Raw genomic sequence first — 23,027 nt, 5'->3', positions numbered from 1 at the left:
CCTCGCCACGAGCGGGAAGGTCGGATGCAGGTTTCCCTGCGCTGCCATCACCGCTGACGATTGCGGCGCCGATCAGGCGGCCGCGTTGCGATGCCGGCCGCGCCGGCCTATTGCGCCGGCGTGTTGATCGTCACGCCACGCTTCTTCAGCTGGTCGACGACGATCTGCGCGTTCGCGTTGCCCTCGCTCGCGAGCTTGGCCGTCGCGGTGGCGATGGCCTCGAGCGAGTTGCGCACCTTCTGCGCGCCCTGCTCCTGCGGTGCGATCGCGGCGTCGAGCGATGCGAGTTGCTGGCGTTCGCCGACCTGCTGGAAGGCCTGCAGGCCCAGCCAGACGACCAGCGTCAGCCCCGTCAGCAATTGGGGCAAGAACGAGCTGTACTGGCGCGGCGCAGGTTGGGCGGTCGCGCGCGGCTGGTCGCGTTCCATCACTTCGTGCCCTTTCCGGCGGGTGCGCTCGGCGCCACGGCCGCAGGCGCCGCGGCAGGCGCGTTGACGGTGATGGTCAGGCCCTGCGCGGCCAGCATGTTGAGCACCTGGCGGTCGTTGTCCTTGACGCCCATCTGCGCGAGCGTCTTGACGATCTCGTTATACAGGCCCTCGAGCGGCACCGTCTGTTGCACGAACGCCTGGCGGCGATTCAGCGAGGCCTGCGCGGCGCGGTTCTGCGTGAAGAGCACGCCATTCGCGATCACCAGCAGCAGCGCCAGCGCCCCCAGTCCGACCAGCAAGTTGTGTTGCCACTTCGATAGCATCGCCGTCCTGTGGGAAGTCGAGGGAGGAGCCGGCATCACGGCTCGCGCGATTCTAGTGGCTGCGGGTGCGTTCGCGAGGTCGTCGATCATTCAGCGCTCCGCCTCGGCGCCGCGCCGGCGGCGCAGGCCGAACAGGACGCCCAGGCCCGCGAGCAGCAAGGCCGTCATGCCGGGCTCGGGCACGGGGGTCGTCGTCGGGCCGGTGACCTGGCCCTCGAGCACCAGCGTCACGTCGTCGAGCGCCGCGCTGTAGCCGCTGGCGTTGCTGCCGGTCGCGTGCAGCGTGATCGTGTCCTCGAAGCTGCCGACCGTGCCGGTGTCGAAGTCCACGGTCAGACCGCCCTTGGCTTCGCCCGCGCCCAGGCCCGAGAACGCGCCGAACCCGCTCAGGTCGAAGCCCGGCGCGCTGCCGGACGGCGTGAACGAGCCGCTCAGCAGATCGGCCAGACCGGTCGCGCTGTTGAGGACGGCCAGCGTGTCGTCGAGGCCGGCGCTGCCCTGGGCGAGCGTGCCGAAGTCCAGCGTGTAGACGTTGCCCGCCTGCGTCAGCGTGACGGGCCCGCCGGCCTGCTCGAGCGCCACCTTCGCGTAGTTGTCGACCGTGCCCTTCAGCGCGATCACGCTCGATCCCAGCGGGAGGTCGGCCAGGTCGGCGTCGTGGCTGGCGAACGTCGCGGTGGCGCTGCCGAGGAACACGCCCGAGCTCGTCGTATCCAGGCTGGCCGTGAGGCTCGTCGCGTCGGTGGATTGCGCGGCCAGCGAGGCGAACGACCCGCCCGTCGTGAAGGCCCCGCCTGCGTTGCCCAGCGAGCCGCGCAGCACGTCGCTCAGCGCGCTGGTCGGGCCCGAGTTGGTGACGGAGATGCCGCGTGCGGCGATGACGTCGCCCGTGTGCACGACGCCGAAGTCGACCGTCGTGGTGTTGACCTGCGCCGCGGCCGGCGAATAGACCTTGCCGGTCACCGCGACCTGCTGGCTCGCCAGCGTCATCTGGCAGCTGTTGCCGCAGCCGCCGATGTTGGCGGCGTCCGAGACCAGGTTGAGCGTCGCCGACTTCGCGTTCGCGCCCGTGAAGTCGCCCGCGTTCGCCGTGCTCAGGCCGACCACGAGCTGGCTGGCACTCGTCGCGCCGGGCGCCAGCAGGTTGACGCTGCCCGAGGCGGTGACGGGCGCGCCGCCGCTGGTGAGGGTGGCGTCGAGCGCCGCCTGCGGCGCGGTCGTCGCCTGGTTCGTGATGCTGACGAAGGCCGACGGTGCGGCGTCGCCGACGCGATGCGCGCCGAGCGCGATCGCGGGCGTGTTGACGACCGGGCTGGCCGCGTTGACGACCGTGGCGATCGCCTGGATCGTGCCAGCGACGCCGTAGTTCTCGCTGCCGACGGAGGCCGTTCCCAGCCCGTTGCTGACGCCGTTGACCTTGCCGGCCGTCGTGTAGTCGACCGTGATGCTGCCGTTGACGGTGCCCGCCGCCGCGGTGTTGACGGTCACGGTCATCGCGCCGTTGGCCGAGGTGCTGCTGGTGCCGGCGAGGATGCCGTTGAGGCTGCCGGTGCCCGTGATCAGCGACGCGCCGGTGCCGTTGCTGGCGCCGAAGGCGGCGTTCAGGTCCTCGACGAAGCCGGCCGCGCCGCTGGCGGTGTTGCGGATGACCAGGCCCTGGCTCACCGTCTGCCCGACCTGGACCGTGCCGAAGTTCAGCGACGGCGTCTGGATCTGGCCGGCCGCGGCCTGGTAGGCGGCGGCGCCGCTGGCCAGCACGATGTTGAGCTTCTGGTCGGCGATGTTGTCGAAGTTGCTGCGCAGGTTGATGGCCTGGCCGGTGAGCGGCGCCAGCGTGCCGGCGCTGGTCACCGTGAAGGTCACGCCCAGGTCGCCCGTGTTGGCGCCGGGGCCGCCGGTGTTGTAGTTGGCCGCCGTCACGCCCGCGCCGCTGAGGCGGGAATCGGTGATGTTGGCGCCGTTGACGCTGGTCTGGATCGCGCCGCGCAGCGTCGGGCCGCTCGTGCCGGTGTTGGCGATCCGGTAGTCGACGGTGTTGGCGCCGACACGCACGTTGCCGAGGGTGAGCGTGGCGTTCGTCGTGCTGCCGTTGGTGATGCCGGCGCCCGTGATCGCCTGCGCCGCGTTGCCGCCCGCGACGATCGAACCGGCGCCCGTCACGGCCGCGTGGCGGTCGAACGCGTTGCCCGAGCCGGACTGCGCGTTGGTGTAGTCGCTGGTGATGATGACGTTGTGGCCGTCCAGCGTCACCGCCGAGCCCGCCGCGCCGATCACCAGCTTGCCCTGCGTGATGTCGCCGTTGGTGGCCAGCGCCAGCGTGCCGCCGTTGGCCTGCAGCGTGCCGCTGCCCACGAGCGCGCCGCTGTTGGCGGGCTGCGCGATGGTCAGCGTGCCGCCGGCGACGTCGGCGAGGATGAGGCCGTTGTTGGTCAGCGTGTTGTTGCCGCCGACGGATACAGCGGCCCCGAGGTTGCCCTGGCCGCGCAGCGTGACGCCGCTGGCGATCGTCGTCGTCCCGGTGCCTTCGATCGTGAGGCGGGCGCCGGGGTCGTTCAGGTTGATGCTGCCCGTGCCATTGATCGTCTGGTTGGGCACGCTGGTGCTGTCCAGGCTCAGGATGCCGCCGTTGGCGATGTTGATCGCGCCGTTGAGCGTGGCGCCGTCGATCACGCGCTCGCGCGAGTTGACCGAGGTCGACATGTCGACCAGGCCGGCGATCGTCACGCCGTCCAGGATGTTGGCGTTGCTGCTGGTGACGACGATCGCGCCGGTGCCGGCCGTCGACAGCGTGCCGCCGGTGATCGTGACGCCGTTCTGGACGACGGTGCTGCCCGTCTGCGCGGCAAGGGTGCCGCCCGCGTTGGCGACGTTCGTCGACAGCATCAGCGTGCCGCCGTTGCGCGCGTCGACGAGCGCCTCGTTCTGCAGGATGCCCGAGTTGCCGGGCGTCCCGAAGGTCAGCGTGCCGCCGGACGCGTCGGCCGAGATGCGCCCGTGGTTGATCAGGGTATTGGCGCCGCCGACGAACACGGCCGTGCCGACGTTGCCCTGCCCGTGGACGACGATGCCGGAGCCGAGCGTCGTGCTGCCGGTGCCTTCGATGGACAGGCGCGCGTCGGGACTGTTCAGGTTGAAGGAGGCCGTGCCCGAGATGGTCTGCGCGCCACCGGTGGTGTTGACGCTGTCCAGCGACACGATGCCGCCGTTGGCGATGTTGACGACGCCGTTGATCGTCAGGCCGTTGACGATGCGCTCGCGTGAGTTGACCATCGACGCGGCGTCCAGCGTCCCGTTGAGGGTCACCGCGTCGAGGACGTTGTTGCCGTTGCTGGTGACCGTCAGCACGCCCGTGCCCATCGTGTTGATGGCGCCGTTGAGCGTCACGCCGGTCTGCACGACCTGGCTGCCGTTGGCGGCCAGGATCTGGCTGCCGGCGTTGGCATCGACGCTGGTCGACAAGTTCAGGATGCCGCCGCCGACCGCCTGCAGCGTCCCGTTGTTGATGAAGGTGCCCGAGTTGCCCGGCGGCCGGATGGTGAGCGTTCCGCCCGCCACGTCGGCCGAGACCAGGCCGTTGTTGGTCAGCGTGTTGTTGCCGCCGACGAACACGGCCTGGGCGAACGTGCCCTGGCCGCGAACGATCACGTTGGCGCCCAGCGTGGTCGTGCCGGTGCCTTCGACCGACAGCAGGGCGCTGGGGTCGTTGAGGTTGAACGTCGCATGTCCGCTGATCGCGTTGTCGGTGGCGATCGTGCTGTCGAGGCTGACGAGGCCGCCGTTGGCGATGTTGACCGCGCCGTTGAGCGTGAGGTTGTTGCCGATGCGCTCGCGCGCGTTGGTGAGCGACGACGCGTCCAGGTTGCCGCTGAACGTGACGGCGTTGAGGATGTTGTTGTTGCTGCTCGACGCCGTGAACAGGCCGCCGCCACTCGACGTGAACGTGCCGTTGATCGTCACGCCGTTCTGCAGCACGGTGCTGCCCGTGCCGGAGATGATCTGGCTGCCGGGATTGGCCACGATGTTGGTCGACAGCGTGAGCGTGCCGCCGTTGATCGCCTGCAGCGTGCCGTTGTTGACGAAGCTGCCGCTGTTGCCCGGCGCGGTGATCTCCAGCGTGCCGCCGTTCACGTCCGACGAGATCAGCCCGTTGCTGGTGAAGGTGTTGTTGCCGCCGACGAACACCGCGCGGCCGATGTTGCCCTGGCCGTGCACCGTGATGCCCGAGCCGAGCGTCGTGCTGCCGTTGCCTTCGACGGACAGTATCGCGGCCGCGTCGTTGAGGTTGATGCTGGCGGTGCCCGAGATCGTCTGCGCGCCGCCGGTGGTGCCGACGCTGTCCAGGCTCAGGATGCCGCCGTTGGCGATGTTGACGTTGCCGTTGAGGGTCAGGCCGTTGACGATGTGCTCGCGCGAGTTGGCCAGCGTGGCCATGTCCAGCGTGCCGGTCACGCCGACGCCGTCGAGGTAGTTGTTGCCGTTGCTGGCCGCGCGGAACACGCCCGAGCCCGAAGTCGTGATGGCGCCTCCCGTGACCCGGATGCCGTCCTGCTCGACGACGCTGCCGTTCAGCGCCGAGATCGTGCCGCCGTTGGCGACGGTCGCCTGCAGCGCCAGCGTGCCGCCACTGGTTGCCGACAGCGTGCCGTTGTTGATGACGCTGCCGCTGTTGCCCGGCGGCGCGATCGTCAGCGTGCCGGCGTTGACGTTGGCGACGATGTGGCCGTTGTTGACGAGCGTGTTCGTGCCGCCGACGAACGTCGCGGTGCCGATGTTGCCCTGCCCCTGCACCGTGATGCCGGCGCCGAGCGTCGTCGTGCCGTTGCCCTCGACGGACAGATGCGCGCCAGCATCGTTCAGGTTGACGGTGCCGGTGCCGGCGATGGTCTGGTTGGGCGTGCCGGTGCTGTCCAGGCTCAGGAGGCCGCCATTGGCGATGTTGATCGTGCCGTTGAGCGTCAATCCGTTCGAGACCCGCTCGCGCGAATTCACATTCGCGCTCATGTCGACCAGGCCGTTGACCGTGACGCCGCTGAGCGCGTTGTTGTTGCTGCTGAACACCATGAGCGCGCCGGTGCCCGTCGTGTTGATGGTGCCGCCGGTGATCGCGCTCGAGAACTGGTTGAGGAAGCTGCCGTTGGCGAGCTTGATGACGCCGCCCGTGTTGGCGATGTCGTTGAACGCCTGCAGCGAGGCGGTCACCGACACCGTCCCCACGTTGATCGTGCCCGAATTGGTGGTGCTGCCGCCGCTCTGCAAGGTCAGCGTGAACGCGTCGACGTCGATGCCACCCGCATTCGTCAGCCCGAAGATCGACTGGGCGCTCGACACCGTCACGGTCTTGCCCACGGAGATGGAGGCGTTGTCCTGCGCGGGGCCGGTCGGCACCAGGCCGCAGGACCAGTTGCCGGCGTTGGACCAGTCTCCGGAGGCCGGCACCCAGGTACAACTGGCGCCCGCGAACGCCGAGTGGGTCGGCGCAGCCGACATCACCAGGAAGGCGGCCAGCGCCAGGGACGTCCGCGCGAACGGGTTGCGAGTCATCGGCATGTGCGTGCTCCGTTTTGTTATCCGGCGCCGGATCGTTTGCCCGCGTCGAACCCTGGCGGGATTGTGACGAGCCGCAACAGTGCGTAACAGAGCGAAGCTAGGGAGACAACGGAAGACATTTCTGTGCCTTACCTGAATGGCCAGGTTCAAACCACGCGACTCGCTGTCCGTTGCTGTCGAGCAGGCCTTCGCGAAGCCCCTGAGCGTTCGGCCGTCGATGCCTAAAGAGACTCGACGCCCCTCTCCTCCGAGACTTTGCGCGGCCGTGTCGGCTCGATAAATTTGTTTCGCTGCGCTGATAGCGCCAAGCAACACAGCGCCTCGTTCCTGGCGGGATGCTGGGCTGCGCGGCTTGCCGGCAGCGAAGGACGAGCCAGCACCGCGAGGTGCATGTCACAGGGTCGTCGTTCGCTGGGCGGGCGACATCGACGCGGGTAGCGGCCCGATCCAGGCCATTCGCTGGCAGACGGTCGTCACGAGTCACCGAAACCAGCTCACTCACACACCATCATCCAATGAAGACAACTACCTTTCAGAGAACCACTCTCTGCTATTGCATCCTCTCTGCGTTCGGTGCGCTTGCTTCGGTGACTCCTTCCCTGGCGCAGGCGCAGGACACGGCGACCTCAGTGCAGCGCGTCGAAATCACCGGCTCGTCGATCAAGAGAGTCGACGCCGAGACCGCCCTGCCGGTGCAGACCGTGACCCGTGAACAGATCGAGACGCTTGGCGTCACGAACACCGAACAACTGCTGCAGAACATCTCCGCGAACTCCACCGCCGGCGGCATGACCTCCCAGCAGAACGCCGGCCAGTCGACCTACGGCGAAGCCACCGCGAGCCTGCGCGGCCTCGGCTCGCAGCGCACGCTGGTGCTGGTGAACGGCCGGCGCATCGCGAACTACGCGACGGACGGGACGGCCGTCGACATCAACTCGATCCCGCTGTCCGCCATCGATCGCGTCGAAGTGCTGAAGGACGGCGCGTCGGGCGTGTACGGCTCCGATGCCGTCGCCGGCGTCATCAACTTCATCCTGCGCAAGGACTTCCACGGCGTCGAGATGACCGCCTACTACGGCAAGCCGACGACCGCCGGCGGCGGCAAGAGCGGCAAGGTCGGCATGGTCGCGGGCTTCGGCGACATCGACAAGGATCATGTCGCGGCGCTGTTCTCGCTCGACGTCGCGCACGACTCGGCCATCCAGGGCTACCAGCGCAACTACGCGAAGCGTTCGTGGAGCGACGACGGCCTGTTCGACATCAGCGCGACGGCCACGGGGGCGATCCGCACCTTCGATCCGAACATGCTGACCACCCTGAACCAGGGCAAGGCGCTCTATGCGGACGGCAGCGGCATCGGCAACATCCTGGGCCCGACCAGTCCCAGCAGCACGGCCAACAACTGCACGGCGAACGGCATGTCGTTCGACGTCAACCTCAACACCTGCCGCTACAACCCGTCGCCGCTGGTGCCGCTGACGCCGGACGTCACGCGCGTCAACGTCTCGGGCACCTTGCGTGGCCGCATCAACGACGACAACGAGTGGTTCGCGGAAGTGTTCGCATCGAATGCGAAGACCACCATCAGCGAGCAGTCGTCGCCGTACAGCGCCTCCTTCCTGGCGACCGATCCGCTGTTCCACAAGCTCGGAATCAATCCGGACATCCTGATCAACGCCAACAGTCCGTACTATCCGACGGCCTATATCAATGCGGTCAATGCGCAGAACGCCGCGTACAACGCAGCGAATCCCACGTCGCCCCAAAAGCCCATTGTTGCCCCGGGTGATCCGGTCGCGGTCAGCTACCGCGCGGTGGACGGCGGCGGCCGCATCCATACGGACAATTCGACGCTGTACCACTTCGCCACCGGGCTGAACGGCACGCTCAAGGACTGGGACTACGACGCTTCTTACAGCCGCAACGAGAGCGTGGTGTCGGAATCGACCCAGCGCGGCTACCAGAACCAGACGCAGCTGGTCGAACTGCTGAGCGGCAACAACGCCTTCGATCCGTTCGCGGCGCAGCAGTCGCCGGCGCTGGCCGCGCAGATCATGGCGACCAACTACAACGGCAACATCATCAAGTCGTCGCTGACGACCGACGCGATCGACCTCAAGGTCACGCACGACCTGATGAAGCTGCCGGGCGGCGCGCTGGCGTTCGCCGCCGGCGTGTCGTTCCGCAAGGAAGCCCTCGACCTGCGGCCAAGCGCGGCCTACCAGAGCGGCGACGTCTCCGGCTACGGCGCCGCGGTGCTGCCGTTCTCCGCGTCGCGCAACTCGCATTCGATCTATGGCGAACTCGATGCGCCGTTCCTGAAGATGCTGGAAGCCGACCTGTCGGTTCGCAACGACCACTACCCGAACGCCTCGTCCACCAACCCGAAGTTCAGCCTCAAGTTCCTGCCGATCGACCAGGTCGCGTTCCGCGGCTCCGTCGGCACGGGCTTCCGCGAGCCCTCGCTGCCCGAGCTGTTCACGCCGCTCGCGCCCGCCACGACGTCCATCTTCACCGATCCGGTCACCGGCGTGCCGGGCCAGTTCAACCAGGAAGTCGGCGGCAACCCGCAGCTGGTTCCGGAGAAGTCGAAGCAGTTCTCGCTGGGCACGATCGTGGAGCCGGTCAAGGGCCTGTCGGCCAGCGCCGACTACTACCATGTGCGCGTCGACCACGCGATCATCGCCCTCGATGCCCAGACGGTCGTGAACCTGGCGGCCGCGGGCAACCCGGTCTACGTGCCGCTGGTGTCGCGCGACAGCTCCGGCAACATCACCAACATCGTCACCAAGAACGTCAACAGCGGCGGTGTCGTCACGGCGGGGGTCGACATCGACGTGAAGTGGAACGGCTTCCGCACGCCGGTGGGTCAGTTCGGCGCCGAACTGGCCGGCACGTGGATCCAGAAATACGACCTGACGACCATCGACGGCACGGTGCAGCACAGCGTCGGGCGGACGACCGACACGGCGGACTCCGCCATCAACGCGGTCACCAACGGCGGGATGATCTTCCGCTGGAAGCACGCGCTGACGGCGAACTGGAAGTACGGCGGCTACGGCCTGGCGCTGACGCAGAACTACCAGTCGAGCTACAAGGACGCGCCGCCCGCGATCGACGATTGCGATCCGCGCGACTACACGGCGCCCGATGCCCCGCCCTCGGTCTGCAGCACGGGCCGCCGCGTCGGCGCCTTCGCGACGTACGACCTGCAAGGCGAGTACAGCGGCCTGAAGAACCTGAGCTTCCGCCTCGGCCTGAAGAACATGTTCGACCGCCAGCCGCCCCGCGTCACCACCAACGGCACCTACTTCCAGACGGGCTACGACCCGACCTACTACGACCCGCACGGCCGCTTCGTCTACGGCTCTGCGACCTACAAGTTCTGACCCCAAAGGTTGATCGAGAGGAATCTTGATCTTGATAGAGGCGGCATCTGTGAGCCGCCTCTTTTTTTTCTCGATCCAGCGTCCGTGAAACCATGCGAGTCCTGACGCGATCCTCCCGCCGCGGCGTCGCCTCGACGCTGTTCGCCCTCGCCTTGCTGCCCTCCCCAGCAGGCGTCGCCGCGGCCCCTTCCTGCAGCGCGCGATCGGGCCCCACCGTGCCGGTGGTGGTCGAGCTCTACACCTCCGAAGGCTGCGACTCGTGCCCGCCCGCCGACCGTTGGCTGGGCACGCTGAAGGGGCGCACCGACGTCGTCCCCCTCGCCTTCCACGTGGACTATTGGGACAGCCGCGATTGGAAGGACCGCTTCGCCCAACCGAAGTTCACGCGCCGCCAGAACGCGGCGCTGCGCAGCAGCGGCGCACGTTTCGCGTACACGCCGCAAGTCGTGGTGGACGGCCGCGACGAGCCCGGCTGGAGCCGGATCCCCGCCTCGACGCTGCAGGCGAGGACGCCCGCCACGGTCGACATGACGCTGGCCCAGGACCCCACCGGCCTCGCGCTGACGCTGGCGCCCCGCGCGGGCGCGCCGGCGGAGCTCGAGGGCTACGTGGCCGTGGTCGACGACGGCATGCAGACGCACGTGGACGGCGGCGAGAACCGCGGCGCGACCTTGCGCCAGGACAGCGTCGTTCGCGAGCTGCTGCCGTGGAACCTGGCCGGCGCGGAGCCGGCGACGCTGCGGTTCGCGTCCCGCACGACGCCCGAGCCGGGTGCGACGCGTCACTGGGTGGCCGTCGCCACGAACGGCGCGTACGGCCCGCCGGTGCAGGCCGTCACGCTGGCCTGCACGCCCTGATCGGAGTCAGGCCGACGTTGCGCGGATCTCGATGATCCCGCGCGCGATGCCGATGACCACGGCGTGGGTCCGATCGGACGCGTGCAGCTTGCCGAGGATCCTCTTGACGTAGTTCTTCACGGTGCCCTCGGTCGTGGAGAGCTCGAACGCGATCTCCTTGTTCGCCTTGCCCGCGGCGACCAGTTCGAGCACCTGGATCTCGCGCGCCTTCAGGTCTTCCTCGGCCCGGCTCTGCATCAGCTGGACGGCGGAGTCGCCGTCGATGAAGCGTCGGCCCGACGCCACCGCGCGGATGGCCTGGGCCAGTGCCCCCCGCACGTTGGACGACAGGAGGCAGCCATGCGCGCCGGCGTCGATCGCGCGGCGGGTACGGACGTCCCCGCATCTCGAGGCGATGACGATGACGCGTGCGGACGGATCGAAGGCGTGCAACCGCGCGATTGCCCCATGGCAAGAGACGTCCGTGCCCATCAGCACCACCGCGGGCAGCAGGCCCATGAAGTGGATGGAGTCGAACTCCTCGCTGCCGACTTCGCCCACCAGCTCCATGTCGCGTTCGGCGCCGAGCAGCGCGCGAATGCCTTCATGGACCAGGGGATCGTCTCCCACCGAGAGCACGCGTATCAGCACGCCCTCGCGCGCCTCGCGAGCGTCGGCGAGACGCGCGGAAAGGGGCTCACGCTGAATGACGTTGGCGAACATCGAAGCTTGCTCCAGGCCCACCGCCGCGGCAATCGTCGCTCGCAGTCCCGAGTGGCGCCATTGCAGTCACTTTAGAGCGCGATCCGGTACCAAAAGGAACCGCATTTTTCCAAGTCGAAGGTATCACTTGCTGTCTCCCCTAGGCTTGTCTAGGCAGTGCGAGGGATGTCTAGTCACGGAAGAGCTTGCAGGCAGTCGCCGAGGATCTTCGTGGCCGCGTCGATCTGCCTCGGAAACAGGCCGGCGAAGCCGAGCAGCAGGCCGAGCCGGGGCGGCGGCTCCCGGTAGTACGGATGGATGGGATGCAGCCCCAGGCCTTGCTGTCGTGCCGACTCCATGAGGCGATCCAGCCGCGGCGTGTCGAAATCCGGGAGCCAGCCGATGACATGCATGCCCAGCCGCGAGTCGTCCGCCTGGATCCGCCCCGCGGCGTGGCGCTCCAGCCCGGCAAACAGCGCGGAGCGCCGCCGCCTGAGCTCGAGGACCGTGGCGCGGAGATGCCGGTCGAAGGAGCCGCGGCTGAACAGCAGGTGCATCGCGGCCTGCTCGATCGCCGGACAGCCCATGTCTTCCAGCATCTTTGCGCGGACGAGATCCTTGCGCAGGCCGGCCGGGCAGACGACGTAGGCCAGGCGCAGCGAGGGGAACATCATCTTGGAGAAGCTGCCGACATAGACGACCCGGTCGCCGGTGTCCAGCGATCGAAGCGCCGGGATCGGCCGGGCGCTGTAGCTCAGTTCGCCGTCGTAGTCGTCCTCGAAGATCCAGCTCGAGTGCTCCTCGGCGAACCTCAGCAGTTGCTGCCGGCGGCTCAGCGACATCGTTCTTCCGGATGGGAACTGATGGGATGGCGTCACGTGCACCAAACGGGCGCAGGACGGCAGCTCGTCGACGACCAGGCCGTCCTCGTCCGTGCGCACGCCCACCACGTCGGCACCGTGGGCGCGCAGGCAATGCGAGGCCAGCTCGTAGTACGGATCCTCCATGGCCGCCGTCGCACCCGGGTCGAGCAGAATCCGCGACACCAGGGAGAGGGCCTGCTGCGTTCCGCTGACGATGACGATGTCGCGAGGATCCGCGGCGACCCCTCGCCAGGTCGCGAGGAATCGGGAGATGGATTCGCGCAGCTCCGGCAACCCCTGAGGATGCGGATAGCCCGTGTTCGTCCGCGCAGCCGCCGTCGCCAGGGCCGAGCTCCACGCGCTGACGAGCTTCGTGTTGACCAGCGGCGCGCCGTACTGGAGGTCGTAGCGCAGCGCCGGCCCGGCCCCCCCGAGAGTCAACGGCGGAAGGTCGCGCAGTCGCGCTGCGTACGCGGACTGCGCCTCGACGCGCCTGGGCTGCATGACGGGGCCATGCGGCAACGGGACGTCGCTGACGTAGGTGCCCGAGCCCTCGCGCATCACGCCCAGCCGTTCGATGCGCAGCTGCTCGTACGCGCGCAGCACCGTGTTGCGCGACAGCCCGAGGTTCTCGGACAGCATTCGGGTCGACGGAAGCTTGCTGCCCGACTGGAACTGGCCGCTGCGAATCGCCTGCCGCAGGGATCGCGCAAGCTGTTCGTGCTTGGGGCCATGGTTGTCTAGTTGCAGATGCATCTGGTCGACGATGTAGACAGCGAGGGTCGCGCGATTTGCCTGGCAGCGAGGGTTCGATGGTCGGAACTGGACGCTGGCAGCGGGTGGTTGGCTCCAAGGTGCTCCACGGCGCGGGATCCCACGCCGTCATGATTCGCGCAGGCGATGGGGACGACCGGCGCGATAGCGGCCTGCCTCATCGGCCCTTGCGGCCTGATGATTGCAAATCTAGCAACACGGGGTGCCGTATGCGCTGCCATTGCGACGAACAGCGGCTTTTCAGCGCCGGTCGGCTTGTGGGCGCGCCCGAGTGACGATCCGGGGGGCCCCCCGCGGCGGCGGGCAGGCGAGCCGGTCCCTCAGGCCGCCGGGGTGGGCGCCTGTCGGTCGATGAGCTCCTCGTGCTTGAGCTCGGCCCAGAACCCGGCCGGAATCGTCGCGTGCATCGAATTCCAGTTCTCCTGGATCTGCCGGCTGCTGCCGGCGCCGACCACGAGCGCCACCGCTCCCGGCGCGGCGGCCGAGAATTGCAGCGCCGCGGTGCGCAGGTCGACGCCGTGGTGCGCCGCGACGGCGCGCAGCTGCTCGCGCTTCAGGAGCACGTCCGGCGGGATCCTGAAGTTGTCCTTGCCGTAGTTGTAGCGCGGACTGCCCGAGATGAAGCCCGCATTCAGCGACGAGCCGATCACCAGCGACACGTTCTTCGCGTGCACCGCGGGAAACACCTCATGCAGCGCGTTGGCGTGGTCGACCAGCGAGTACTGGCGCGCGCACAGGCAGACATCGGGATCGGCATCCTCGATCACCTGGAGGATGGCCATCGGCGTATTCACGCCCACGCCCCAGGCGCGGATGATGCCCTCGTCGCGCATCTTCGACAGCGCCGGGAACGCGCCCTTGCGCGCGATCGCGTACTGCGCCTCCCAGCCGTCCGGAAACCAGGCGAAGTCGGGCGACAGGTCGTGCACGAAGGCGACGTCGAGGTGCGACACGCCCAGGCGCTGCAGGCTGTCCTCGATCGAACGGCGCACGCCGTCGGCCGTGTAGTCGATCACCAGGTCGTTGGGCGAATCGGAGAACGGGAACATCTTCGCGTGCCCGTTGTCCTTCGAGGCCTTGAACAGCTTGCCGACCTTGGACGAGAGCACGTACTCGTCGCGCGGCTGGTTGTGGAGGAAGTGGCCGAAGCGCCGCTCCGCCAGCCCGAGGCCGTACCAGGGGGCGACGTCGAAGTAGCGCACGCCCACGGCCCACGCGGTCTCCAGCGTCGCCTGGGCGTCGTCGTCGGTGTGCTTGCCGAACTCGTTGCCGAGCGGCACGCCGCCCAGGCCGAACCGGAACCTGGGCTTGAAGATCTGGTGGGCGCGGTTGGTCACGGCGGGCCTTGAGGTGGACGGGGTGGAGGCCAGCGGTCGGCAATCGACATACCGCGGCGAGGCTCCGATGCCGTGCTCGACAATATCGACGCAGCACAATGCGCGGCATGGAGATCGAGAAATACGAAGCCATCGGCCAGCGCGGCGAGGCATGCATCATCGTTCTCAGGAACGTCACGCTGCCCAACGGGCAGACCGCGCCGGCGTACAGCCTGGCCACCGGCGAGCGCCTGCGGCCCACCGGCGTCGATGGGGAATTCGAGACGCTGAGCGGCAGCCGCACCTTCAGGCTGCGCGGGAAGACCGCGGAGCGTCCGGGCGAGGCCGGGCCGTCGAGCCTCGACTGACGGCGGGTGAGCGTTCGAGCTGGGAACGCGGGATGCTGGACGGCGGTCGATGGGCGCGGCACTCCGCCGCGCTCGCATCTCCCAAGGATCCGCCATGCAGCAAGCCACGACTCTCCCCAGCGCCGTCATCACGTCCGACCGCGTCGCCGGCACCGACGTCTTCAATCCCGCCGGCGACTCCCTGGGATCGATCGACCACCTCGTCATCGACAAGCGCTCCGGTGCGGTCCGCTATGCCGTGCTCGAGTTCGGCGGCATCCTGGGCATGGGCGCCGACCGTTATCCGCTGCCCTGGTCGATGTTGAAGTACGACGCCGACAAGGAAGGCTACGTCGTGCCGCTCGAGAAGGAGCAGCTGAGCGAGGCCCCGCGCTATTCGAGCGACGCCCGTCCCGCCTACGACGACCAGTACACGCGCGGGATCCGCGAGTACTACGGCGACGACCTCATCTGACGCGCACCATTGGCGGCAGGGCGCTGGAAGGACCCGCGCGCCCTGCCGCCGGCCCGCGTCAGACCGGCGACGGGTCGCGCTCGCGCTCGTAGTGCTTGTGGCGCCCCACGGCCTTGATGAAGCGATCGATGGCCGCGCCGGTGACGGCCTCGCCGGCCGCCAGGTCGATGAAGCCGGCATCGTCGGGCGTCGGCTCGATCGCTGCAGCCGCCAGCAGCGCGATGGACCCGCCCAGCACGAAGATCGTCTTGCAGTGGCGGAACTGTTCCTTGATGAACTCGACGGCCGGCCCGACCTTGACCAGCGCGTCCGCCGAGGCATCGACCACGACCGCATCCCACAGCGGCGACGGCATCGTCTCCAGCGTCGCCTCGATCTCGATGGGCGCGCCCGTCGACGACGCGACGCGGCCCAGCTTCGTTCCGAGGTAGCGCGGCGCGGCGCCGGCGTCGATGAGGCGGTCGTAGACCTGCTGCATCGCGTCGGCTCGGGCACCGTCCGCAACGAGCATTGCGATGCGCCGGCCGGTGACGTCGCCCAGCCCCGGGAAGTTGAACAGCGACAGCGGCGCGGAGGCGTCGACCTCCGACTTGACCGGCGGCTCGAGCGCGCGCGCCTGCGCGGGCGGCAGCTGCATGCCGAGGCCGTCGGCCACGCGCGCGGCCAGCGTCTCGTCGACATTGCGCAGCAGGGACACGACGCGCTGGCGGATCGCCGGCGTCTGCACGCGGGTGAGCTCGAAGCGGAAGGCCGCGACGATGTGGTTCTTCTCGACGTCCGACTGGCTGTCGAAGAACAGCGTCGCCTGCGAGAAGTGGTCGGCGAACTTCTCGGGCTTGCCGCGCACCTTGTCCTCGGCGACGGGCTCGGGGAACGGGACGAAGCCGCGCGCGCCGGCCTGGAACGGGCAGCCGCCGCCCAGCGAGTTGGGCTCGTACGCGACGCGCCCGCGCGGGATCGCGCGCCGGTGGATGCCGTCGCGCTGGTTGTTGTGCACCTCGACCAGCGGTGCGTTGATCGGCAATTCGTGGAAGTTCATGCCGCCCAATCGGGTGATCTGGGTGTCGACGTAGGAATGGATGCGGCCCTGCAGCAGCGGGTCGTTCGTGAAGTCGATGCCGGGCACCACGTGCGCGGTGCAGAAGGCGACCTGCTCGGTCTCGGCGAAGAAGTTGTCGGGGTTGCGGTCGAGCACCATGCGGCCGACGGGACGCACCGGCACCAGTTCCTCCGGAACCAGCTTCGTCGGGTCGAGCACGTCGAAATTGAACGCCGCGGCCTGCGCCTCGGTGAAGACCTGCAGGCCCAGCGTCCACTCCGGATAGTTGCCGGACTCGATGGCCTCCCACAGGTCGCGCCGGTGGAAGTCCGGATCGCAGCCGGAGATCTTGACGGCCTCGTCCCACACGAGCGAGTGCGTGCCGGCCGACGGCGTCCAGTGGAACTTGCAGAAGCGCGACTCGCCCTTCGCGTCGACCAGGCGGAAGGTGTGCACGCCGAATCCCTGCATCATGCGGTAGCTGCGCGGGATCGCGCGATCCGACATCGCCCACATCAGCATGTGCGCGGTCTCGGGCGACAGCGAGACGAAGTCCCAGAAGGTGTCGTGCGCCGTGCCCGCCTGCGGCATGCCGTGGTGCGGCTCGGGCTTGGCCGCGTGGATGAGGTCGGGGAACTTCATCGCGTCCTGGATGAAGAAGACGGGGATGTTGTTGCCGACAAGGTCCCAGTTGCCTTCGTCGGTGTAGAACTTGACGGCGAAGCCGCGCACGTCGCGCGCGGTGTCGGTCGAGCCGCGCTCGCCCGCCACCGTCGAGAAGCGCACGAACACCGGCGTGCGCTTGCCCGCCTGCGCGAACGGCGTCGCCTTGGTGATGTCGCCGAGCGCGACGTCGCACTCGAAGTAGCCGTGGGCCGCCGATCCGCGTGCGTGCACGACGCGCTCCGGGATGCGCTCGTGGTCGAAGTGGCTGATCTTCTCGCGCAGGACGAAGTCTTCCAGCAGCGTGGGCCCGCGCAGCCCGGCCTTGAGCGAGTTCTGGTTGTCGGCGACCAGCACGCCCTGGTTGGTCGTCATCGCCTGGCCTGTGGAGTCGACGCGCGCGCTGTCGAGCGAATCGGTGGTCGCGTTCAGGCCGGGAGCCGCACCCCCCGCGCCGACCTTGGCGGAGTCGGCGACCTCGCTGAGCGTGCTCGCGCCGAGCGCGGCCACGGGCGGCTTGACGGACTCGCCCTCGACGGGCGCATGGCCGGCGTCCAGCCCGTGGTCATGCTGCTTGAGCGCGTTCGCCGGCATCGCGGCGGCGATCGCCTGCGTGCCCGCGGCCTTGCCTGCCAGGGCGCCGATCGACGGCCCGTTGCCGGCCATGGCCGGGTCGGCGCTGATGCCGGACGCCGGGCCGCCGATCGTGCTGGCGGCGGAGCCCAGGCCGGACGAGACGGGCGCCGAAGTGTTCTTCGAATTGGCCATGAGGCCTCCAGATGAGTCAAAGGCTGCGCCTGCACTCGCGTGCATCTGCAGCCTGGGCATGGGCGGGAAGGGTCAGCGGTCGCGTCGCGACGACATCAGCGCGTTCAGCGCGGCGCCGACGAGCAGCGCGCCACCGATGAAGAGCAGCGGGTGATCGCGGACCGCGTCGCGCGCGGCGGTCGTCCATTCGTCGCGCGCCTGCAGGGCCTGGTCGACCTTGTCCTGCGCACCGGAGGTGACGCCCGACACCCTGGCCGAGAGTCCGTCGATCACGTCGTGGGCGCTCTGGGTCACGCGGCCCAGCAGCGTGTCAGCCGCCTCCTTGGCGGCATCCGTGGCCGGCTCGGGGCTGTCCTGCTTCGCGGACGGAAACGGGGTGACGGGTGCGGCCGTCGGCTGGGCGGCGGTCGGCGAGTTGGTGTTGATGTCGGTGTCCATGGTGGCCAGTGAAGAGTGGAGGGAGGCGCGAGCCAAGGCGGGCGCGGACGCGGCGCTTGTGCACGAGACATCGCTGGCAAGGCGCAATCCCGAACGAGCGTCTTGTCGCCCGCGAGCCGGGCGCCGGGGAACGGGGCTTGCCTTGCCGCGTCATCCCTCCACCGCATCCATGGTCGACAACCCCGCCCTCCTCGACGCCCTGCAATGGCCGGCCATGGTCGTGACCGTCGCCGCGTCGTGGCTCGTCGGCTCGACGAACGCACGGCGACGCAAGCTGGGCTTCTGGATCTTTCTCGCCAGCAATGCGTTGTGGATCGCCTGGGGGTGTCACGCGGCCGCGTGGGCGCTGGTCGTGCTGCAGGTCTGCCTGGCGGCGATGAACATCCGAGGCTGCGCGAAGGCGGCGCCTTCGGACGGCGGCCGTTGACCCACAAGACCCGCGTTCGCACCCCGATCGACATCTTGCGTTACGCTGGGCATCCCAGGTAGCTGCGAAAGGAGGTGATATGTCTTCATTCTCTTGGTCCGAGAGGGACCTCCCTACGTGATGTAGCCAGGTCTCGACCAGACCCGCGGGCGCTCCCACTCATCGTGGCAGCGCCCGTGTTTCTTGTGGGCCGCCCACAATGAAAAACGCCGACCCGGCCGGGTCGGCGTTTGCGCGGGCGGCGCCGGGACGATCAGAAGCGCAGCAGGCCGCCCAGCTGCACGCCCGTGATGCGCTGGCCGGTGAGGTTGGCGCCCGAGAAGTTCTTGGTCAGGCCGGCCGATCCCGCCAGCCCGAACGAGCCGGTCGTGTCGTTGTCCATCTCGTCGATCAGGCCGTAGAGCGTGAAGTTGGAGAACGCCTGCCAGTACGCACCCACCGACCAGCCCGTGGCGCTGCCGCTGGAGTTGACCGTGTCGCGGATCTTGCCGTACAGGCCGCCCACGCGCAGCGTCGAGCTCACCCGGTAGTCGGCCGAGACCTGGTAGATGTCGTAGGGCGTGTGCACCGTGGCATTGCTGCCGTTGACCACGCTGGGGATGTTGCCCACCTCGTTGCCGCCGGTGTTGTTGAGCGCGCCGCCGCCGTTGTTCGAGCGGATGAACACCGCGTAGATCGTGCCCATGCCGTAGTCGTAGTTCGCATACGCGCTGTGGTAGTAGACCTCGGCGCCGTTGACCGTGCCCTTGGGCTCCTTGGCCAGCAGCCCCGAGTAGGCGACGCGGATCGGGCCGTTGACGTAGTCGGCGCGCAGCTGCATCACGCCTTGGTTGAACGTGCTCGTGTTCTGCTGGCCGCCGCCGCCGATGGCGTAGTGCGCCACCACCTGCACCCCGGCGATGCGCGGCGAGAGATACGCGAAGTCGCCGTCGTAGCGCGAGGGCACGCCGAACGAGTTGACCACCGAGCCCAGGTTGCGCTCGGTGTAGTCGATGTAGTTGCCGGTGGCCTGGATGTCGGTGTTCTGGCGGCCCACGCGGAACTCGCCCAAGGACGTGTTGGTCAGGCCGGCCCAGGCCTGGCGGTCGAACAGGCGGCCGCTGGTGGTCAGGCCGGTCGTGCCGGCGTTGGGCTGGTCGGCCTGGGTGCCGTTGGTGGCGTTCAGGCCCGTCTCCAGCGTGAAGGCGGCGCCGTAGCCGGAGCCGAAGTCCTTCGAGCCGGTGAAGCCCAGCCGGCTGCGCAGCAGCGCGCCGTCCTGCAGCGCGTTGATCTTGGCGCCGCTGCTGCTGTGCATGTGGTTGACGTACTCGTCGACGTCGCCGTAGACCATGAAACTGCCGCCGTTGGTCTTGATCTGCAGCAGGCGCGGCACGGGCACGAGCGCGGAGGCGTTGCCGATGTCGGTGGCCGCGGGGATGGCCGGCGGCGGGTTGACGACCACGGCCGGCGCCGGCGGGGGCGCCGCCGCCGCGGCCGCCGCGGCCTTCTGCTGGTCAGCGTCGCGCTGCGCCTGGAGTTCGGCGACCTGGGCCTGCAGCTTCGCGAGCGCGGCCTGCAGGTCGGCGAGCTGGTCGGCGCGCGCGCCCGTCGTCGCGACCAGCAGGCCGGCCGACATGAGCAAGGCAACGACCGGGTTCATGCGGAACGCAAGTTTCTGGTGACTCATCGAATGTCTCCTCGTGACCTGGTGCGGTCTGTGGGTGGTTGTCGAACACGGTTGGAACGGGCGTGGTCGCCCCGCGCGACGCCTCGGCCGCGCACTCTGGCAAGTCGTTCGTCTACTGGGGGCCGAGCGTCGAGATCAACGCGCGCAACTGTTCGAACTCGTCGGGCTGCAGGTCGGAAAGCGGCGGTCGCACGGGTCCGGCCGAATGCCCGACGATCGTCGCGCCCGCCTTCACGATGGACACCGCGTAGCCCTCGCCGCGATTGCGCAGCGCGACGTAGGGCAGGAAGAAGCTGCGGATCAGCGCGTCGCAGGCGGCGACGTCGCCGGCCGCGTGCGCCTGGTAGAAATCCATGGCCATGCGCGGCGCGAAGTTGAAGACGGCCGACGAGTAGACCGGGCAGCCCATCGCCTTGTACGCACCGGCGAACACCTCCGCCGTGGGCAGGCCGCCGAGGTAGGCGAAGCGGTCGCCCAGCGTCTGGCGCACGGCCACGAACTTCTCGATGTCGCCCACGCCGTCCTTGAAGCCCACGAGGTTGGGGCAGCGCTGCGCGAGCACCTGCAGCGACGCCGGAGCGAGGCGGCAGGCGCCGCGGTTGTAGACGATCACGCCGATCCTCACGCTGCGGCAGACCGCCTCCACATGCGCCACGAGCCCGGCCTGGCTGGCCTCGGTGAGGTAGTGCGGCAGCAGCAGGACGCCTTGCGCGCCCAGGCGCTCGGCCTCCTGCGCGTACTGGATCGCCAGGGTCGTGCCGCCGCCGGCGCCCGCCACGATGGGCGTGCGGCCGCGGCAGGTGTCCAGCGCCACGCGGACCACGTCGGAGAACTCGCGCGGCTCCAGCGAGAAGAATTCGCCGGTGCCGCCGGCGGCGAACAGCACCGAGGCGCCATAGGGCTGCAGCCATTCCAGGCGCGCCGCATAGGAGCCCGGTGCGAAGCGCAGGTCGGCGTCGAAGTCGGTCAGGGGGAACGACAGCAAGCCGGCCTGCAGCACGGACTTGAGCTCTTCTGGGGTCATTCGTGTTTGTCTCCGCGGTGTCGAGGGCCGTCGCGAGGCCTCCGCTGTCGGATCAATATGCGATCCTTTGTTGTCAGTCATCGTATAACAATGACGCGACAGGAAACCTCGGGAAAGCCCGCACACCCGCGCCAGGCCGCCGGGCGCCGCGCCCGCGAGCGCAGAGCCTCGGTGTAATCCCTGTATCGTGGCCGAACATCCGCCCCTACAGTTATCCAAGTTGTACGACAACATATGACAGGCCAAAGAGCTTGCAACCGAGACAAGACGACTGCCATGGCCTCGACCGCCCCCGCCGCCAAGTTCCACCGCCTGCTGCTGACCGGCGCCGCCGGCGGGCTCGGGCGCGAGCTGCGTCGTCGCCTGCCGGCCCATTGCGAGATCCTGCGGCTGTCGGACGTCGCGCCGCTCGGCGATGCCGCGCCGCGGGAGGAAACGCGGCCCGCCGACCTGGCCGACGCGGATGCGATGCTGGCGCTGCTGCACGGCGTCGACGCGGTCGTCCACCTGGGCGGCGTGTCCACCGAACAACCGTGGGCGGCGATCCTGCCGGCCAACATCGTCGGCACCTACAACCTGTACGAGGCCGCGCGCAAGCAAGGCGTGAAGCGCGTGGTGTTCGCCAGCTCCAACCACGTCACCGGCTTCTACCGCCAGGACGAGGTGATCCCCGCCAACGCGCCACCGAAGCCTGACGGCTTCTACGGACTGTCCAAGGCCTTCGGCGAGGACGTCGCGCAGCTGTACTTCGACCGCCACGGCATCGAGACGGTGAGCCTGCGCATCGGCTCGTCGTTCGCCACGCCGCGCGATCGCCGCATGCTGCACACCTGGATGAGCTTCGACGACCTGGAGCGCCTGGTGCTGGCCGCGCTGACTGCGAAGGACGTGGGCCACACCACGATCTGCGGCGTCAGCGCCAATCCGCAGGTCTGGTGGGACAACGCGAGCGCCGCCCACATCGGCTACGTGCCGCGCGACAGCTCCGCGCCGTTCGCCGCGCAGATCGAGCGCGACACGCCGCCGGGCGATCCGGCCGACCCCGCCGTCATCTACCAGGGCGGCGCCTTCGTGAAGCAGGGGCCCGCGCGATGACCTCCTCGCGCGCGGAACGCGTGCGCCCGGGCCACCGCGACCGCGTCGGCGAGAGCCCGCTGTGGCACGCGGCGGAACGTGCGCTTTACTGGGTCGACATCGAGGCTCGCGCCATCCGGCGCCTGATCGGCGGCGAGCTGCAGTCGTGGACGCTGCCGGAACGCGTGGCCTGCCTCGCGCTGCACGCCGACGGCGGCCTCGTCGCCGCGCTCGAGACGCGCATCGTGCATGCCGCGCTCGGCCTCGATGGCGCGTTCACGCTGGCCACGCTCGCGACCGCGCGCCACGAGCGCCCCGACATGCGCTTCAACGACGGCCGCTGCGACCGCACCGGCCGCTTCTGGGTCGGCACGATGGTGCGCGACATGGCGGCCAACGTCGCGGCCGGCCGCATGCACAGGCTCGACGCCGAGGTGCTGCACGAGCTGCCGATCGCCCGCATGTACACGCCCAACGGCCTCGCGTTCGACCCCGACGGCCGCGGCGTCTGGTGGAGCGACAGCCATCCGCTGTCGCAATGCATCTGGCACGCGCCGCTGGCCGAGGACGGCACGGTGGGCCCGCATCGCCTCGTCGCCGACCTGCACGACCAGCCCGGCCGCCCCGACGGCGCGGCGATCGACGTCGACGGCGGCTACTGGATCTGCGCCAACGACGGCGGCCGCGTGCTGCGCTTCACGCCAGACGGCCGCGTCGACCGCGTCCTCGAGGTGCCGGTCAGCAAGCCCTCGATGTGCAGCTTCGGCGGCGACGCACTCGACACGCTCTACGTCACCTCCATCCAGCCGGCGAATCCGCAGGGCGACGACATCGCGCTGGCCGGCGAGGTGTTCGCGCTGCGCCCCGGCACGCAGGGCCTGGCCGAGACGCCCTTCCAGCCACCGCGCTGACCACGACAAGCACA

Annotated in this window: 17 protein-coding genes; 7 read left to right on the top strand and 10 right to left on the bottom strand. The window is 69.1% G+C overall.

Annotated features, from left to right (window positions below; translation table 11 throughout):
• Positions 1 to 107 precede the first annotated feature (107 nt).
• Genes LPC04_RS19710 through LPC04_RS19700 form a run of 3 tightly spaced genes read right to left on the bottom strand, consistent with a single transcriptional unit; the run spans position 108 to position 6,301 of the window.
• Positions 108 to 428, bottom strand: a complete 321-nt coding sequence (locus LPC04_RS19710) for a hypothetical protein (protein ID WP_275683986.1) — start codon at positions 426 to 428, stop codon at positions 108 to 110.
• On the bottom strand, positions 428 to 844 hold the full coding sequence (locus LPC04_RS19705) for a hypothetical protein (RefSeq protein WP_275683985.1): 417 nt from the start codon (positions 842 to 844) through the stop codon (positions 428 to 430). Before LPC04_RS19705 ends, LPC04_RS19710 begins: the two co-directional genes overlap by 1 nt.
• Positions 845 to 6,301 carry a beta strand repeat-containing protein gene (locus LPC04_RS19700; protein WP_275683984.1) on the bottom strand — a complete coding sequence of 1,819 codons (5,457 nt, stop codon included), beginning with the start codon at positions 6,299 to 6,301 and terminating at the stop codon, positions 845 to 847.
• Between the two features lie 587 nt (positions 6,302 to 6,888).
• Between LPC04_RS19700 and LPC04_RS19695 the strand changes: the two genes are divergently transcribed.
• Both LPC04_RS19695 and LPC04_RS19690 read left to right on the top strand, forming a co-directional pair.
• Entirely contained in the window at positions 6,889 to 9,690 is a 2,802-nt protein-coding gene (locus tag LPC04_RS19695; RefSeq protein ID WP_275683983.1) for a TonB-dependent receptor domain-containing protein, read from the top strand.
• 92 nt (positions 9,691 to 9,782) lie between these two features.
• Positions 9,783 to 10,547, top strand: a complete 765-nt coding sequence (locus tag LPC04_RS19690; RefSeq protein WP_275683982.1) for a DUF1223 domain-containing protein — start codon at positions 9,783 to 9,785, stop codon at positions 10,545 to 10,547.
• A 6-nt stretch (positions 10,548 to 10,553) separates the two neighbouring features.
• Here LPC04_RS19690 and LPC04_RS19685 read toward each other — a convergent pair whose 3' ends face one another.
• The 3 genes from LPC04_RS19685 to LPC04_RS19675 all read right to left on the bottom strand — a co-directional run bounded on the left by LPC04_RS19685 (position 10,554) and on the right by LPC04_RS19675 (position 14,202).
• On the bottom strand, positions 10,554 to 11,249 hold the full coding sequence (locus LPC04_RS19685; RefSeq protein ID WP_275683981.1) for a LuxR C-terminal-related transcriptional regulator: 696 nt from the start codon (positions 11,247 to 11,249) through the stop codon (positions 10,554 to 10,556).
• A 173-nt stretch (positions 11,250 to 11,422) separates the two neighbouring features.
• A complete protein-coding gene (gene pdxR / locus LPC04_RS19680) occupies positions 11,423 to 12,847 on the bottom strand; it encodes a MocR-like pyridoxine biosynthesis transcription factor PdxR (protein WP_275683980.1) in 1,425 nt (474 codons plus the stop codon).
• Positions 12,848 to 13,185: 338 nt separating this feature from the next.
• The gene (locus LPC04_RS19675) at positions 13,186 to 14,202 is read right to left on the bottom strand and encodes an aldo/keto reductase (protein WP_275683979.1); all 1,017 of its coding nucleotides are present in this window, start codon (positions 14,200 to 14,202) and stop codon (positions 13,186 to 13,188) included.
• Between the two features lie 107 nt (positions 14,203 to 14,309).
• Here LPC04_RS19675 and LPC04_RS19670 point away from each other — a divergent pair, with 107 nt between their 5' ends.
• Entirely contained in the window at positions 14,310 to 14,549 is a 240-nt protein-coding gene (locus tag LPC04_RS19670) for a hypothetical protein (protein WP_275683978.1), read from the top strand.
• Positions 14,550 to 14,643: 94 nt separating this feature from the next.
• Positions 14,644 to 15,003, top strand: coding sequence for a PRC-barrel domain-containing protein (locus LPC04_RS19665; RefSeq protein ID WP_275683977.1), 360 nt, complete (start codon positions 14,644 to 14,646; stop codon positions 15,001 to 15,003).
• A 58-nt stretch (positions 15,004 to 15,061) separates the two neighbouring features.
• On the opposite strand, the gene LPC04_RS19660 is transcribed toward LPC04_RS19665, so the two are convergent.
• The gene (locus LPC04_RS19660; protein ID WP_275683976.1) at positions 15,062 to 17,473 is read right to left on the bottom strand and encodes a catalase; all 2,412 of its coding nucleotides are present in this window, start codon (positions 17,471 to 17,473) and stop codon (positions 15,062 to 15,064) included.
• Positions 17,474 to 17,545: 72 nt separating this feature from the next.
• A complete protein-coding gene (locus tag LPC04_RS19655) occupies positions 17,546 to 17,911 on the bottom strand; it encodes a hypothetical protein (protein WP_275683975.1) in 366 nt (121 codons plus the stop codon).
• A gap of 169 nt (positions 17,912 to 18,080) precedes the next feature.
• On the opposite strand from LPC04_RS19655, the gene LPC04_RS19650 reads away from it, so the two are divergent.
• Positions 18,081 to 18,338, top strand: coding sequence for a hypothetical protein (locus tag LPC04_RS19650; protein WP_275683974.1), 258 nt, complete (start codon positions 18,081 to 18,083; stop codon positions 18,336 to 18,338).
• 253 nt (positions 18,339 to 18,591) lie between these two features.
• On the opposite strand, the gene LPC04_RS19645 is transcribed toward LPC04_RS19650, so the two are convergent.
• Together LPC04_RS19645 and kdgD are read right to left on the bottom strand one after the other, a co-directional pair.
• Complete coding sequence (locus LPC04_RS19645; protein WP_275683973.1) at positions 18,592 to 20,004, bottom strand: porin; 1,413 nt, start codon at positions 20,002 to 20,004, stop codon at positions 18,592 to 18,594.
• Positions 20,005 to 20,116: 112 nt separating this feature from the next.
• The gene (gene kdgD, locus LPC04_RS19640; protein WP_275683972.1) at positions 20,117 to 21,028 is read right to left on the bottom strand and encodes a 5-dehydro-4-deoxyglucarate dehydratase; all 912 of its coding nucleotides are present in this window, start codon (positions 21,026 to 21,028) and stop codon (positions 20,117 to 20,119) included.
• A gap of 276 nt (positions 21,029 to 21,304) precedes the next feature.
• Between kdgD and LPC04_RS19635 the strand changes: the two genes are divergently transcribed.
• Together LPC04_RS19635 and LPC04_RS19630 are read left to right on the top strand one after the other, a co-directional pair.
• Positions 21,305 to 22,123 (top strand): NAD-dependent epimerase/dehydratase family protein, encoded by an 819-nt coding sequence (locus LPC04_RS19635; RefSeq protein ID WP_275683971.1) that lies wholly within the window; start codon positions 21,305 to 21,307, stop codon positions 22,121 to 22,123.
• Positions 22,120 to 23,013: an SMP-30/gluconolactonase/LRE family protein gene (locus LPC04_RS19630; protein WP_275683970.1), complete on the top strand. Its 894-nt coding sequence runs from the start codon at positions 22,120 to 22,122 to the stop codon at positions 23,011 to 23,013. Before LPC04_RS19635 ends, LPC04_RS19630 begins: the two co-directional genes overlap by 4 nt.
• Positions 23,014 to 23,027 lie beyond the last annotated feature (14 nt).

It is taken from the genome of Scleromatobacter humisilvae (genome assembly GCF_023231945.1).
Taxonomy (GTDB): Bacteria; Pseudomonadota; Gammaproteobacteria; order Burkholderiales; family Burkholderiaceae_C; genus Scleromatobacter; species Scleromatobacter humisilvae.
The sequence above is the reverse complement of the archived record's forward strand: the minus strand, read 5'-3'. Positions and strand labels throughout refer to the sequence as shown.